This window comes from Pseudomonas sp. NY15435, from assembly GCF_048068295.1.
Taxonomy (GTDB): domain Bacteria; phylum Pseudomonadota; class Gammaproteobacteria; order Pseudomonadales; family Pseudomonadaceae; genus Pseudomonas.
This window is the reverse complement of the sequence record NZ_JBLUQA010000001.1, coordinates 550,882-565,131: the sequence shown is the minus strand read 5'-3', so window position 1 is coordinate 565,131 and position 14,250 is coordinate 550,882. Positions and strand designations below refer to the sequence as shown.

At 63.4% G+C, this 14,250-nt stretch carries 14 protein-coding genes; 4 read left to right on the top strand and 10 right to left on the bottom strand.

Translation table 11 applies throughout. From position 1 onward, the window contains the following. Positions 1 to 3: 3 nt before the first annotated feature. Positions 4 to 405: a GFA family protein gene (locus ACNFH5_RS02690; protein WP_416744020.1), complete on the top strand. Its 402-nt coding sequence runs from the start codon at positions 4 to 6 to the stop codon at positions 403 to 405. A 110-nt stretch (positions 406 to 515) separates the two neighbouring features. Here ACNFH5_RS02690 and ACNFH5_RS02685 read toward each other — a convergent pair whose 3' ends face one another. The 10 genes from ACNFH5_RS02685 to ACNFH5_RS02640 all read right to left on the bottom strand — a co-directional run bounded on the left by ACNFH5_RS02685 (position 516) and on the right by ACNFH5_RS02640 (position 9,858). Next, complete coding sequence (locus ACNFH5_RS02685; protein WP_416744018.1) at positions 516 to 2,474, bottom strand: DUF4105 domain-containing protein; 1,959 nt, start codon at positions 2,472 to 2,474, stop codon at positions 516 to 518. After that, on the bottom strand, positions 2,471 to 2,806 hold the full coding sequence (locus tag ACNFH5_RS02680; RefSeq protein WP_416744017.1) for a DUF2388 domain-containing protein: 336 nt from the start codon (positions 2,804 to 2,806) through the stop codon (positions 2,471 to 2,473). Before ACNFH5_RS02680 ends, ACNFH5_RS02685 begins: the two co-directional genes overlap by 4 nt. 37 nt (positions 2,807 to 2,843) lie before the next feature. Then, on the bottom strand, positions 2,844 to 3,137 hold the full coding sequence (locus tag ACNFH5_RS02675) for a DUF2388 domain-containing protein (protein ID WP_416744016.1): 294 nt from the start codon (positions 3,135 to 3,137) through the stop codon (positions 2,844 to 2,846). A gap of 107 nt (positions 3,138 to 3,244) precedes the next feature. After that, positions 3,245 to 3,565, bottom strand: coding sequence for a DUF2388 domain-containing protein (locus ACNFH5_RS02670; protein ID WP_416744015.1), 321 nt, complete (start codon positions 3,563 to 3,565; stop codon positions 3,245 to 3,247). Positions 3,566 to 3,658: 93 nt separating this feature from the next. Further along, positions 3,659 to 3,865, bottom strand: a complete 207-nt coding sequence (locus tag ACNFH5_RS02665; protein ID WP_416744014.1) for a DUF1127 domain-containing protein — start codon at positions 3,863 to 3,865, stop codon at positions 3,659 to 3,661. Positions 3,866 to 3,980: 115 nt separating this feature from the next. Next, positions 3,981 to 6,086, bottom strand: a complete 2,106-nt coding sequence (locus ACNFH5_RS02660) for a DUF6311 domain-containing protein (RefSeq protein ID WP_416744012.1) — start codon at positions 6,084 to 6,086, stop codon at positions 3,981 to 3,983. A gap of 38 nt (positions 6,087 to 6,124) precedes the next feature. After that, positions 6,125 to 6,562, bottom strand: a complete 438-nt coding sequence (locus tag ACNFH5_RS02655; RefSeq protein ID WP_416744010.1) for a GtrA family protein — start codon at positions 6,560 to 6,562, stop codon at positions 6,125 to 6,127. Further along, the gene (locus ACNFH5_RS02650) at positions 6,559 to 6,702 is read right to left on the bottom strand and encodes a hypothetical protein (RefSeq protein ID WP_416744008.1); all 144 of its coding nucleotides are present in this window, start codon (positions 6,700 to 6,702) and stop codon (positions 6,559 to 6,561) included. Before ACNFH5_RS02650 ends, ACNFH5_RS02655 begins: the two co-directional genes overlap by 4 nt. 2 nt (positions 6,703 to 6,704) lie before the next feature. Beyond that, a complete protein-coding gene (locus ACNFH5_RS02645; RefSeq protein ID WP_416744007.1) occupies positions 6,705 to 7,703 on the bottom strand; it encodes a glycosyltransferase family 2 protein in 999 nt (332 codons plus the stop codon). A 46-nt stretch (positions 7,704 to 7,749) separates the two neighbouring features. After that, entirely contained in the window at positions 7,750 to 9,858 is a 2,109-nt protein-coding gene (locus tag ACNFH5_RS02640) for a DUF6311 domain-containing protein (RefSeq protein ID WP_416744005.1), read from the bottom strand. A gap of 550 nt (positions 9,859 to 10,408) precedes the next feature. Here ACNFH5_RS02640 and ACNFH5_RS02635 point away from each other — a divergent pair. Genes ACNFH5_RS02635 through ACNFH5_RS02625 form a run of 3 tightly spaced genes read left to right on the top strand, consistent with a single transcriptional unit; the run spans position 10,409 to position 14,235 of the window. Continuing rightward, a complete protein-coding gene (locus tag ACNFH5_RS02635; RefSeq protein WP_416744003.1) occupies positions 10,409 to 11,857 on the top strand; it encodes a glycosyltransferase in 1,449 nt (482 codons plus the stop codon). Continuing rightward, the gene (locus ACNFH5_RS02630) at positions 11,854 to 13,365 is read left to right on the top strand and encodes a glycosyltransferase (protein ID WP_416744001.1); all 1,512 of its coding nucleotides are present in this window, start codon (positions 11,854 to 11,856) and stop codon (positions 13,363 to 13,365) included. The genes ACNFH5_RS02635 and ACNFH5_RS02630 overlap by 4 nt, the downstream gene beginning before the upstream one ends. 39 nt (positions 13,366 to 13,404) lie before the next feature. Then, the gene (locus ACNFH5_RS02625; RefSeq protein ID WP_416744000.1) at positions 13,405 to 14,235 is read left to right on the top strand and encodes a class I SAM-dependent methyltransferase; all 831 of its coding nucleotides are present in this window, start codon (positions 13,405 to 13,407) and stop codon (positions 14,233 to 14,235) included. Positions 14,236 to 14,250 lie beyond the last annotated feature (15 nt).

The following is a 14,250-nucleotide window of genomic DNA, read 5'->3' as shown; positions in this document are numbered from 1 at the left end:
CCGATGAATACGGTTCATGCTGGCGGTTGCCATTGTGGCCAGTTGCGCTATGAGTGCGATGCGACGCTGACGGACGTCGCCCATTGCCACTGCTCGATCTGTCGGCGCACCACCGGCGGCATCGTCACCACCTGGGTCACGGTACCGCTGACGAGCTTTCGCTGGACCCTCGGCAAGCCTGCCGAGTACCGCTCTTCACCGCCGTGCGTGCGCTACTTCTGCCGTAACTGTGGTGCCCAGCTGGCCCTGTTCACCGACCAGGCGCCGGACACGCTGGATCTCACCACCGCGACCCTGGATGAAGTGGCCAGCGTCGTGCCGAACCGGCATATCTGGGTGAACAGCCGCCTGCCGTGGATTCACCTGGATGAGCAGTTGGAAGAGGAGTGGGAGGAGAAGCTCTAGGGTTCGCGGTTCGGTTCGGTTCGGTTCGCGAGCAAGCTCGCTCCTACAGGTAGCGCTTTGTTGCTCTTCGTAGGAGCGAGCTTGCTCGCGAACGGGCTACCCGGCGGCTGTCAGGGCAGCTCGAGACCGCCCGACGCCTTGTGCAGCTCGCGCAGGTGCGCGCCGATCTGCTTGGTGTTGGCTTCCAGTGCGGCCAGCTCGTCACGACGTTCCGGAGTGAGCAGGGCGCGGACTTCGCGGTCGAGGTTGTCGCTGAGCTGGCGCAGGCGTTGCTGGCGCTGCTGCGTCTGCTTCTCCAGGGTTGCCGTCTCCGGCGCCTGGGGCAGGCCGTAGCCGCCGTCGAGCAGCTCGGCGGGGCGGCTGAGGAAGCCGCTGTCGTCGAGGATCTGCTGCAGCGTCTTGCCGGCCGCCGCGAGGTCCGGCTTGCTCTTCATGGCGTCCGGGTTGCTCAGGTACAGGCGCTTGAGCTCGTCCTGGGCCAGCAACAGCTGGCGGCGCAGCGAAGCCTGTTCGAGCAGCAGCAGGGCAGCGCTGGAGCGCAGGTCGGCCTTGTCGAACCAGGGGCGGCGTTCGACGGCGGGGAGGGCGAGCCAGTCCTCCACCTTGTCCTGCGGAACGTTCATGCGCTTCTTCAGCACATCGAACATGGCCTGGTAGCGGTCGCGGAAGGAGTCGAAGCGATAGCCCAGGCGCAGGGCTTCCTTGGGGTTGTCCAGCACGCTGGCGTCGGCGATGCCCTTGTTCTCCAGCAGGCCGAGCACGCCATAGGGCGTGATGCTGTCCATGGTCTGCAGGCTCTGGCGCCCGATGCCGCTGCGCAGCAGCTTGAGCGTCTCCACCGCGCAGTTGTTGGACAGGAAGTAATAGTTGCCGTCGTAGCTCCAGTGGCTCTGCGCCGAGCGCTCCACCAGGCTGGCGACTTCATCGCGGCTGAGCTTGAGCGGTATGGACGCGAGGCTGCGCAGCTCGACCTTGGTGTACTCCTCGATCACCTGGGACAGCGGCAGCACGAACAGGCGCGACGGGTAGGCGCCGGTCAGGCCGTCCCAGCTGGAAAGCTGCAGGTCGCCGACGAAAGCGCGGTAGGACAGCACCAGGTGCTGGTCGAGGTCCAGGCGGCAGGCCGGGCCGCGCGGGCGCCCTGGTGCACAGACCACCAGGCGCAGCATGGTGTGGCCCCAGCGGCTGGCGATCTCGGTGTTGGCCTCGGCAATCAGGTAGTCGACTTCGTAGACGCGTTCCGGATCGAGGTAGCCCAGCGGCTGGCGGCCGAAGTCGCGGCCGGCATTGAGGTACGCATAGCTGGCAGAACATTCGTCATGCGGACGCTCGCCGAAGCGCGCCGCGTAGTAGCGGTACAGCGCCGGGCGCCGGCAGGCGAAGCTGCGGTCGAGGAGGAAGTACTCCATGTTCACCGCGACGTACTCGCGCGGGTTGGTGAGTTCGTACTTGTCCGGGCTGCGCAGCAGGAAGCGATTGTGCTGCTCGCGTTCACCATGCTTGCCGGCGTACTGCGGCCAGCCAGCCAGGTCGAGCAGGCGCGGGTCGTCGGACAGGGTGAAGCGGCGACCCGTCTGGCCACGGCATTCGTCCGGCGCGCCAACGCGGCCGAGGCTTTTGTCGCGCATCGTACAGCGACGGATCACCCGGCCTTCGTCGGTCTCCCAGAGGCGCGCGCGGTCGTAGAGGTGGGTCAGTTCATGGAGGAGGGTGGCCAGCAGTTCGCGGCGCAGGGTGCCGTGGGTACGACCGGTCTGCTCGGTGGCCGCGCTGCCGTCGGTGAGCGGGCCGAGATAGCGGGTATTCAGGGCAATGGCGCCGGGACGCAGGGTCCGGCCCATGCCATTGCTGGGCAGGTCGTCGCGCCACTGCACCTGCACGCTGCGGTCCAGGCGCTGCACGAAGCTCTCCGGCAGGGTGTGCAGAGCTTCGTCGAGCAGCTGCTGGCTGGCCTGGCGCTGGGCGGCGGTCAGGCCGTCGGCGTCCAGCTCCAGGCGGAGCGAGGCGTGGCTGCTGGCGGCGACTAGCAGTGCCAGGGCCGCCAGCCAGCGGCCAGCCCGGAGTCTCACAGAGCGAGGATGGCTTCAGCCAGGTCCTGGTCGGAGGCTTCGCGCGCCTGCGGCACCTGCTCGCGCAGGACCGTGAACGCGGCTTCCAGCTGGGCGCCACGGATCGCGCCGTCGCTGCCGACGTAGCTGGCGGCATCGTCGCGGGCTTCGCGGACGACCTTCATGTCACGCACGGAGGTGGTGGTGTCCGAGGTGAAGTCGATGCTGCGGGCGAACGCGTTGGTGGTGATGTTGAATACGCGGACCACCGATTGGGCCTGGGCGGTGGACGCGCAGGCGGCGAGCAGCAGGCCGAGGATCAGGGGGCTCTTGGAAAGCGAGCTGAGGCGCATGGATGTCTCCGAAAGGGCAGCGAGGGCTGCTCACAACTTATTTGGCAAGAATGGCTTCGGCCAGTTCCCGATCATTCGCCGCCAGCCCGGGGTGTTCCCGTCGCAGCCAGTGCAGGGCCGCTTCCAGGCGCGCACCGCGCAGGGCGCCGTCGGAGGCAACGAACAGCGCCGCGTCATCGCGGGCGCTGCGCAGCAGCTTGTTGTCGAAGGGCGCGCTGGTGACCTTGCTGGTGGCGTAACTGGTCGCTACCGGGAACTGGGTCGTCTGGTCGAATGCCTGGGCGGGCAGGGAACAGGTCAGCAGCGGCAGTAGCAACAGCAGGGTACGCATGGGCTCGGACGATCGGAAAAGTACGACCGACAAGGCTAACGGAATGCGCGCAGGAGAGCCAGCGCAGAGCGCCGGGCGGAGCGCCCGGCGCGGCAGGATGCAGCGGATCAGATGGTCAGGATGGCCTGGGCCAGCTGCTGGTCATTGGCGGCCAGGGTCGGCAGCTTGCTGCGGATGTGGGCGAGGGCAGCTTCCAGGTGGGCGCCGCGGATCTGGCCCTGGCTGGCAACGAAAGTGGCCGCGTCGTCACGGGCTTCGAGGACGATCTTGTCGTCCTTGAAGGAGTTGCTCAGGTCCGAGGTGCCATCGGACGTGGCGCCGGTAGCGCGCACCGACAGGTCGGTGGTGTAGACGAAGCTGGTGGCGAAAGCACCGGTGGTGCAGCCGATCAGGGCGGTGGCGGCGATCAGGCGAAGGCTGTTCTTCATGGAGTGGCTCCGGATAAGACCAAACAAAAGGTGGCCGGGGCGGCCACTCTAACTGTGGTCAGACTAGCCAAGACTGATCGGCGTCACCAGCGCTCAGCGCCAGAATGGTTTCGAGATTTCTCTTACGCGCTCGCTGGGGCTGATGCCCAGGTCGGCCAGCTGCAGGCTGGTGAGCTCGGCGAGCTGGCGGCGGGTGCGGGCGTTCTGGTGCCATTGGCGCAGTCCGCGCACGAGCAATGCCGCGCAATGGCGTATTCCTGATGCGGGGCGCTGCGCCTGGGTTTCGAGATGGCTTTCCATGGCAGGTCATCCTGGGGTCCAACACTTGGAGGTTCAGGATGCCCCGCCGCGCTATGGCTGGTTAGCCGCAGCGAGCGGTTGGTTTGGTGTAACAGTTGCGGGTGGCGGGTGACTGTCAGGGTGTTTTTTGCGTTGACTGTATCTGGGCGAGTTTTTGATCCGTCCCCTCAGGCTGCAATTGGATGCGAATCAGCGAGAGTTCTCCGTTGCCATTGCTGAGTGTGCGTATTTCACAGCTGAGACTGTCCTGGTCGCGCTCGATGAGGCCCTCGATCGTCCGTTCCTTGCCGGCGGTACCTGTCAATTCTCCTTGGGCGAGCACGGCTGCGGACTGGGTTGCATTGCTGACGATGTCCCATGTCCCTAGACGCAGCGACGACTCCCCGGGAGCGGCGTAGGTGATCCGGTATCGATAGCGGCCCGCCGGAATCCGGGTATACGGACCATAGCTGAGGTATCCCGCGGCTCCAGTGGGCGCCACCAGGCGATCTTCTCGCAGATGGCCGATGATTGTTGGCAAACGTGAGGCCGGCCAATCGCCCCAGCGTAAGGTCTTGAAATCCGTTGTGCGGCATCCGGCGCAGCTTTGGAGGTCCGGGATGACCAGCTTTATGCCATCCAGTTCGCCGGCGATCGCACCATTTTTCAGCATGCGAATGGCTTGATCCCACAGTTCGGGTTCATTGAATACGTAGATCGCGTCGGGATCGTAATTTCCGCTAGCTACCTGTTCAGCCAGACGTGTACGCGCGCGCGTCTGGGCCTGGAGGTCGGAACGCGCAAAGTTGCCTGAGTTGATCGACATGCCGTGATGCAAGGCAAAGTCCGATAGCGAAATAAAATCGGCTGGAACGTGAGTTGGGTAGGCGAAAAGGATGCGCTGGTAACGCTTGCCCAGACTCCCCCACATCGGGGATATCAGGGGACTGGTCCAGCCGGCTTCCTGTTGGAAGTACTGGCGCATGCCCTGAAGGCCTTTGGATAGATCGTACAGCTGTACCGAGGCGGCCACGGTCAGCAGCAGGAAGGCAGCACGGGGGCGGGTACGGGTGCAGATGACGGCAATGGTCGCGACGGCCAGCAGGTAGAAGACCGGCCAGATCATCCGACCGGGAGAGCGGAACACCTGATAGACCCGTTCTGCCCAGGCAGGCAGCTCGACCCAGGTAACTACATAGGGGCCTGCACTCAGCGTGTTGGTCAGTGAAATCGACACCATCAGCACGCTCATCAGCACGAGTGGCCATCGAAGGTACGGCCGTTCGCTAGGTCCCTCAGTGCGCGGTAAAGCTGTCAATACGGCGGATATTGCCAGTAGGGCAAGCATGCCGACGCCCATGTAGGCGAAGCCATCGTTGTCGAGGAAGCCTTCCATGCCTTCCGCTCGCTTGAGCGCCGGTAGAAGCTGTGACCAGTCGCCACGAGAGTCCACCAGTGAGAACAGGTTCATGCGCCCGTACTGGCCGGGTGCTACTGGTGCTGGCCCCAGCATGAAGTAGCCCAGTAGCCACATGAGCAGCAGGACCATTGCGCTGCCGACCACTCCATGCGCCACGCACTGCCCCAATTTCAACTCGCGTTTCGCCAGGCGTTGCAGGAGATCGGCGCCCCAGATAGCCGCCAGCATCACCAGTAGGTAGGCGTGGATCTGAGTTGCCAGTGCCAGCATCACCAGCCATAAGCCGGCGCGGTAGCGTTGCGCAAAGTAGAGGTAAAGACCTCCGAGCAGCAGCCATTGCCCGCCGAGTGCCAGGTGGAAGGCGAAACGTATCAGATAGGGAGGCAGCAGTAGGAGCAGGAGTGTGCCCAGAGTGAGCAGGCGCTTGTCCTTGGTGAAGTGCGACAGGGTCAGGTAGGCGAAGACTGCCTGCATGACCATGCAAAGCAGCATCCATAGGCCGAAGTACTGGAAGGTGTCCGGCAGCCATGGCCCCAGCACCTTGAACGGTAGTGCGAAGAGCGGCAGGGAATCGGAAAAGACGATGGAGCTGCCCATCTCCATGCCGTAACGCGGGTTGGCGCCCAGCGGGAACTGCAGAAATGGTGTTTCGCGGAAGAATTCCCAGCCCAGCAGGTTGCTCGGTGGGTCCAGCAGGCCGCGCATGAGCCAGCCAATGCTGGAGGTCGGCAACACTGAAAGGCCACCCAGCGCGATGAATAACGCAGTACCCAGCAGGACTGGAATCCAGAGCGACGAACGGATGTTAGTCGGCGCCATCATGGCTGTGTAAGCTCCGTTTTTTGTTGTTTTTGGGGTCGCTATTCATGGTGCTGCTGCCTGAAGCCCCAGAGCCGGCTGGCCAGGAAGGTGATACCTGGCACCACAGCCGCGGAGGCTACGACTGCCAGCCGCGGAGATAGCCATCCGCTGGCAAGGATGGTGGCGAGCAGCGCGCTGTTGGCCAGAAAGGCGCTCAGCGATATCAGGAAGAATCGGCGGATTGCCTTGACCGGAGAGCCGGGAGCGGAAAACGTCCAGAGATAGTTGCCGCCGAATGAGAGTCCGAATGCGCACAGGAACGCTATCAGGTTGGCGAGCAGTGCCGGCATCTCCATGTAGGTGATCAGGCTCCACGCCACGCTGATGTGCAGTGCAGTGGCGCCTATCCCGACAACACCGAAACGAGCCGCGATGAGCAACTCGCGCAACAGGCGGCTCTGCAGGTTCGGCGTGGGGTTCGATTCTTTGGAAATCACGGTTTTGCGCCAGCGGAGCCGTCCGCGTTCGGTGCGCCGTTGATATCCTCCGGCAACCTCTGCGTCGCTGCACGTTTGGAACGGCAATGCTCCTGTTCACCGATGCGCTCGCCGAGGATGTCGGTTTCCTTCAGGTCCATGCTCAGTCCTTGCTCTCATAAATGCGCCGTACCAGATACACCGGTCTGCGCTTGGATTCCAGATAGGTCCGCCCCAGGTATTCGCCAAGCACGCCAATGCCGATGAGCTGCAGGCCGCCCAGGAAGGTTACGGCGACTATGATCGATGCATAGCCGGGCACGTCGACCCCGAAGAGCACCACCTTGAGTACGATCAACGTCGCGAACAGGAAGGACCCCAGCGACACCGTGATGCCGAGATAAGTCCATATCTTCAGGGGGTCGGTGCTAAAACTGGTAATGCCCTCGAGGGCAAAGTTCCACAGGCGCCAGCCATTGAACTTGCTCGACCCAGCGATGCGCTCGGGGCGGTGGTAGTCCAGGCAGGTCGTGCGGAACCCGACCCAGGCGAAGAGTCCCTTCATGAACCGCCGCGACTCGGGCAACTCGTTGAGAGCATCCACGACCTGCCGGTCCATGAGGCGGAAGTCGCCGACGTTCTCCGGAATGGCGGGGTCGGCGATCTTGTTGTGGATCCGGTAGAACCAGTTGGCCGAGGCGCGCTTGGCCCAGGAGTCGGAGGTACGATCGACACGTCGTCCTAGAACGACTTCGTAGCCTTCGCGCCACTTCTCGATCATTTCCAGAATCAGTTCGGGAGGGTCCTGCAGGTCGACATCAATGGGCACCACGACCTGGCCGGTGGCGCAGCGCAGGCCGGCGCTCAGCGCGGCCTCTTTGCCGAAGTTCCTGCTCAGGTCGACCACCCTGATTCGTGGCATGCTGCGCTGCTTCAGGAGCAGGATTTCCAGCGTCCCGTCCGTGCTGCCATCATTGACGAAGATGTATTCCACTTGCACGGCCACCGGATCGTTGAACACGCTCTCCACGCGCTCCACGAACAAGGCCACGGTCTCGACTTCGTTGTAGACGGGCACTACCAGCGAAAGCATCACCGGAGCGTCATCCTGAGTCCGTCGCTCCTGCTCCGTTCGAGGGCTTATATGCAGTTCACTGGTCATCTTTCATCTCCCCACTCGATGGCTGGCAGTCCATGCTTTATCTGTCTTATTGGTCGTTGAGCGCAGGATGATCTGCGCTCAACGAGATGGCCTCAAGTTGGACGTCGCCACCGTTGCTGAACAGGCGTAGCTCCACCTTCTGCAGTGGGCTGTTCAGGGCGGCTCTGCCCGTGAGCGCGATGCTCTTGCCTGAAGTCCCCATGAGCGGCCCGGAGGCCAGGGTGACGACAGTGCCCGAGGCCTGCTGCCCGACCAGGTCCCAGGTGCCCACGTTCGTGGTGTCGTCTGCCTGGCTGAGATAGTCGATGCGGTGCTGGTAGACGCCGGCCGGCAAGTCGATGTAGGGACCGTAGCTGAGGTATCCCGCCTGGCCCGGAGAGCGCGGTACCAATCGGTCTCCTTGCAATTGGCCGATCAATGAGGGCAGTTGAGCGGCCCCCCAGTGCGCGGAAAACTCCTGCTGCTGCAGGGTCAGGGGGGCTCCGACCTTTCCCCAGGAGGCGCCGGAATGGTTCTTGGCGCAGATCAGATGGACGGTATCGAGCATGCAATCGCCTGCCGCGATTGCCTGCTGAAACAGGGGCGGCAAGTCCAGCGAGTTGCGCAGGAAACCCGCTCTCACATACAGCTGGCCGTCCTGCGCGGGAGCTTGCGAGAAAGCATTCTTCTGGTCGCAGTGCACTACCGTTCGCGCTGTATAGGCGCTGTTGATTGTCAGGCCAAGATTGGCAGCGATGTACTGATAGCGGACGTAGTCTTCAGTCGGGGCATCTTTGCACCCATAGGCGGGATAGATCTCGATGTTGTGCAGTCCGGCCAGTGCTGAGCGCCAGGGGGCGAGCTCCAGGGTTGGGGGAAGGCTGGTAAAGAACTGCACTCGTTCGCGCAGCGGACGGGTGTCATGCCACTGCAGCGCCAGGGCGGCGACGACGATCAGCAGCAATGCGCCGCTTTGGCGACGAAGCAAGGTGACGAGCACGGCGAACAGTACACCGTAGCCAAACAGCCAGAAGAATCGTCCGCTGACGCGGAAGATGCCGAAGGCACCTTCCAGCAGCCGGGGGAGAGGCAAGTCCAGCAGGAGAAGCTGGCCGAGGAAGATGCGGTCGCTAGCGGCGTAGAGTAGAAAAACCGCCATGACCAGCGTCAGCGGCCAATGCCTGCGCAGCGCTCGGAACAGATCTGCGCCCTGAAGAGTCAGAGCGATGGGCAACAGCAGCAGAATGCCGGCGCCAAGGTAGTTGAAGCCTTCATCCTGGCCGCCGGTGGCATCCACGGGTGCACAGAGCAGTCCGCCACAGAATGGCGAAAGCAGGTTCATCGAATAGACGCCGAAACCGCCGATCGCTGCTCCCTTGCCGATGAAGTATCCACCGACATACATGATCAGCAACAGTGCTGCCAGGGAGGCGATGATCCAGCGTGCTCCCTGAGCGAGCGTCAGACGGGATTGCTGGTGCCGAGCCAACAGGCAGGCGATGAAAACCGGATAGGTCATCGCCAGCAAATACGGATGGATCAGCAGCGCGGTGCAGGTCAGCGCGATAAAGCTGATGCTGGTCCTGCCCAGGCTCCAGGTTGTCTGGAAACTGCGGAAGTAGATACCCAGTGCTACCAGCAGCAGGCCCTGGGTCATCAGGGCCGTATGCCCCAGGCGATGGGTAAGCGCCGGCCAGGTGATCGCGAAGGCGGCCGCGAGGAGTGCGCCCGGCAGGTGGCGAACTTTCAGCGAGCGGATGAGGAACACGGCGGCGGCCGCCTGGAGCAGATAGCTGAAGCCATGCCAGAGCCCGAAGTAATGGAAGCCGTCGGGGAGCAGAGTGCGGAAAGGTTTCAGCAGCAGGGCCAGCAGTGGGATGCTATCGGCGAAGGCGATGCTGGTGCCTTCTGGGGCGTTCATGCGAACGGATTTGAGCAGCGGGAAATGCCAGCCATCTTTCTCGAAGAACAACCAGCCCGCCACGTGGGAGGCTGCATCCCCTCCTTCGAAATACAGCCCATGCCCGGCCAGGAAGGAGAGCGGATAAAGGTGCAGCACCAATGCCATGGCCATCAGCAGTGCTGCCGCATAGGCGGTGCTGCTTGGCGCCTCTCTCCAGAGCCACGCGCTTTTTCCAAGAGTTGCTGGCTCAGGCAGTTTCTGGAACTGGCTCATCCTGCGCGCTCGGATGGTATGCGGGCGGTGGTTCCGAAGTGTCTCGCTATCGAATCGCGGTGGTCAGGAAGATCAAGGCAGTACAAACCTGTGTTGGCCGTTCTGCGGGTCGAGCGATTGGCAGGGCAAGCCCCGCGTGGAAAGCGGCGCATCTGATTGATTGCCGGAGTGGGCAGGGAACAGCTCAGCGGCGACAGGAGGAGTTGCAGGGTACGCATGGGCTCGGCCGATCTGAAAGCACGGCCAATTAGGCTATCGGAATGCTTGAGCGCGATCTAGCGTCGAGCGCTGGGTGAAGAAGGTAAGTTCGTAGCGAGCAAATCCGTGTTCTGAGGTGACTGTTCAGTCATGGAGGGGGCGATTGTTCCGGGTCAGTTCAACGGCTTCCGCAACTGTACAGTCCCGCTGTCGCCTCAGCTGTACTCAATGTATCCGGATGCTTGCCAGCGCCTCGAAGAACTGGTGCTATGCATGCCTTCCTTGAAAAACGCACCGGTCAAACCGGTCGTGTCATAACAAAAAACAGCGCAGGAACGGGGCCTGCGTACGCATGATGGATCTGCTTATTCTCATTGGCTCGAAAATCAGCCAGGACACCATCCACAGCTCGCTGGGCAAGCCGGAATACAGCTACTACTTCCTGTTGAAGGAGTTCTTGCCGGCCTTCGAAGCGATCGGAACGGTCGTCGAAGTGCGCAGCATCGCCGAGGTCGAGTCGCTCTATGATCAGCACCATGCGGCCGGCCGGCCGGTGGTGTTCATCAGCGTAAGCCCGCCGCAGCAGACGCCGCTTGGCCTGCGTTGCCCGACCATTCCGCTGTTCGCCTGGGAGTTCGACAGCCTGCCCGACGTTGCCTGGGAGGGTGACCCGCGCAACGACTGGCGCCATGTCTTCGAGCGCGTTCAGGGCGCCATCGCGACGAGCCGGGAGGCCGCCGCCCTGGTGGCCGAACAACATCGTCACCTGCCTGTACTCGCCGCCCCCGCCCCGATCTGGGAGCGCTTCGGTGCTGGCAAGGTCGCACCCGTTCGGCCGGCCCAGAGTGAGCGGCGTATCCCGTTTGCGGGTGTTGTCATTGACAGCCCGTTGCTGGGACTCAGTGCCGATGGTCTGGTTCGTCGCGCCGAGGCGCCAGAGCCTGTGCCGGAGGTCGTGGACGTCCCGAGGCCGCCTTCGCGCTGGAGGCAGCGGCTGGAGATCGGCCGGCTTCTCTTCGACGGCTGGCGCCGTGAGGCATTCGGTCAGACAGAGGTCGCTGTACCCAGCGCTCCGGCGCTGGCGGCGCCGCCCGTCCGCGACGTCCTGGTGGATGGGGTCGTGTACACGACGGTCCTCAATCCTGCCGACGGTCGCAAGAACTGGATCGACCTGATCACCGCCTTCTGCTGGGCGTTCCGTGATACGCCCGATGCCGTGTTGCTGGTGAAGATGACCCACCACGACCTGGAACATTACCGGGTCGTGCTGATGACGCTGCTTTCCCGCTTGGCTCCCTTCTCCTGCCGGGTGGTCGTGTTGCATGGCTTCCTCGAGGACGACCAGTATCAGGCGATGGTCGCGGCCACCGATTACTACGTGAACGCCTCATCGTGCGAAGGGCTTTGCCTGCCGCTGATGGAGTTCCTGAGTGCGGGGAAACCGGCACTGGCGCCCCGGCATACGGCGATGGCCGATTATCTGGATGAGCGCATGGCGTTCGTTGTCGAGGGTGCACTGGAACCGACCTGCTGGCCCCACGACCCCACTGGCATGCTGGTCACGCATCGGCACCGGCTGAACTGGCAGTCGCTGATGGAGGCGTTCCGCCGCAGCCATGCTGTGGCGATTCGTGAGCCGCAGGTCTATGTGCAGATGGCCCGCGCGGCCAGCACGCGGATGGAAGCGTTCAGCTCCCTGAAGACGGTGGCGGGTGCACTGGAAGCCTTCATTGGCGATGTGCTGGATACCGATCGGTCGGTACGAGCGCCTGCCCGTGTCGCGGGAGGAATGGCGGAATGAGGTTCCTGGTCTACTCGGAGGTCAACAGCGCACGCATCGAGTCGAGCCTGGGGCTGCCGGACTATAGCTACTACTTTGTGCTCAAGGAGTTCCTGCCGCTGCTGCGCGGCCTGGGAGACGTCACTGTGGTGGAGCAGGTCGGGGAGGTTGACGCCCTCTATCGACAAGCCCTCGATAACGGCGAACCCTGTGTTTTCCTAAGCTTCACGCCGCCGCACAAGACGCCGCTGGACCTGCAGTGCCCGACCATTCCGGTGTTCGCCTGGGAGTTCGACTCCATTCCCAACCAGCATTGGCTGGAGGATGATCGACAGAACTGGGCGGCGGTATTGCAGCGCTGTGGACGTGCCATTACCCATTCCGGGCTCACCGTCGAGGCGACCCGCGCTGAGTTGGGCGCGGCGTTTCCGGTGGTCTCGATTCCCGCGCCGGTGTGGGACAAGTTTGCCCCCCTGCGCCAGCAACCCGCTGGCCTGCCGAGCGACCCGGTGACCCTGACCGTTCGCTCCGGCGTGGTCATGGATACCCACGATCTGTCGCTGGCTCCCTACATTCCCAACGCTGATGCCGTCACTCGCGCCGTTGCCAGCGCGCGTGCTCGGGAACTGCCAGCGGCAGCCGCAAAGGCTGAAGCCGCGGAGCAGCCGACAGCGGTTCGCCAGTCGCTGGCCCGTATTACCTTGCGTTACCTGGTGGAATGGTATCGCCTGGCCTGGCGAGCGCAGGTGCCGGTTGTACCAGTCGCCGCAGAGCCCGCGCCCGCACGGATGGAGCCGCCCAACCCGGTGGAACCCGGTGGTCTGCCGGATGTGGAGGTGGATGAAGAAACGATGCCGGCGCTGCCATTGGGCGAGCATCGGCTGACCCTCTCCGGCGTGGTCTTCACGGCCGTGTTCAACCCTTACGATGGCCGCAAGAACTGGGTCGACATGCTCACCGCGTTCTGCAGCGCCTTCCGCGACACTCCCGAAGCCACGCTGCTGTTCAAGCTCGGCCACCACGAGTACGAGTCGGCGATGAACGACATGCTGATGTGCATGGCGCGCATGCCGGCCTTCCAGTGCCGTGTCGTCCTTTTGCACGGCTATCTGGATCGTTCCGAATTCGACGAGCTGATCCGTCATACCGCGTATATCGTCAATGCTTCTCACGGAGAGGGCCAGTGCCTGCCGCTGATGGAGTTCCTCAGTTGCGGCAAGCCGGCGGTTGCGCCACGCCATTCGGCGATGGTCGATTACATCGACGAGAGCGTAGCTTTTGAAGTGGCGACCTGGCTGGATGCGACCGCCTGGCCGCACGATCCGCGCCTGGCGTATCGCACGCTGCGCCACCAGATCGACTGGGCATCGCTGGTAGAGGCATACCGTGCTGCGTTCCAGTGCTTCACGCAGCAGCCGGAGCGCTATGCGCGTATGTCGAATGCGGCGATTGAAAGAATGCGTACGCACTGCTCACTGGAGGCCGGTCGCGGTCGTCTTGAGACATTTTTGGCTGCAGGCACCGCCTGAAGGCGCTGCGGCACACACGAAGTCATAGCGGGAGCTGACATGCTGGAGTTCATCAAGAGCCTGAGGCGCAAGCCGGCGCCCGTCACGCCGGCGCAGGAGGCTGTGCCGCCGCCCGCTGCGCCGGCGGAGGACCTGTCGACGCTGACCGATACCTACCTCAGCGGCTGGTTCCACCAGGAAACCGATGAGCTGTTCGAGGGCTTTCCGATCAGCGCACAGGACTCGGTCCTGGATATCGGTTGTGGCGACGGGCCTTTCGTTGCCTTCTGCGCCCAGCGCGGTGCCGAGGTGATCTTCGCCGATATCGATGCGGACAAGGTTGCCGCTGTCGAGCGCGGCCTGCAGGGCTCCAATGCCCGAGCCATGCTGCCGCTGGTCACCGATGCGAACCCGATTCCCCTGCCCGATGCTCGGGTGGACAAGGTCGTGGCGATGGAGGTGCTGGAGCACGTCGAGGACCCGGCGCAGTTCATGACCGAACTGGTCCGCGTCGGCAAGCCCGGCGCGCTCTACCTGATCACCGTGCCCGATCCGCTGGGCGAAAGTGTGCAGAAGGAACTGGCTCCTGCCGCTTACTTCGAACACCCCAACCACATCCGTGTCTTCGAGCGCGAAGCTTTCGAGCAGTTGATACGCGACGCGGGCCTGGTGATCGAGCGCCAGGCGCATTACGGCTTCTACTGGTCGGTCTGGTGGTTCTTCTTCTGGGCCTGCAAGCAGGACCTGTCGCCGCCGTGGCACCCGCTGCTCGATAGCTGGACGCGCACCTGGAACATGATGCTGGCTACGGAAGAAGGGCCGCGCATCAAGAAGGCCCTGGACAAGGCGATGCCCAAGAGCCAGGCGATCATCGCGCGCAAGCCGCTTTGAGATAGGGGCACTTTC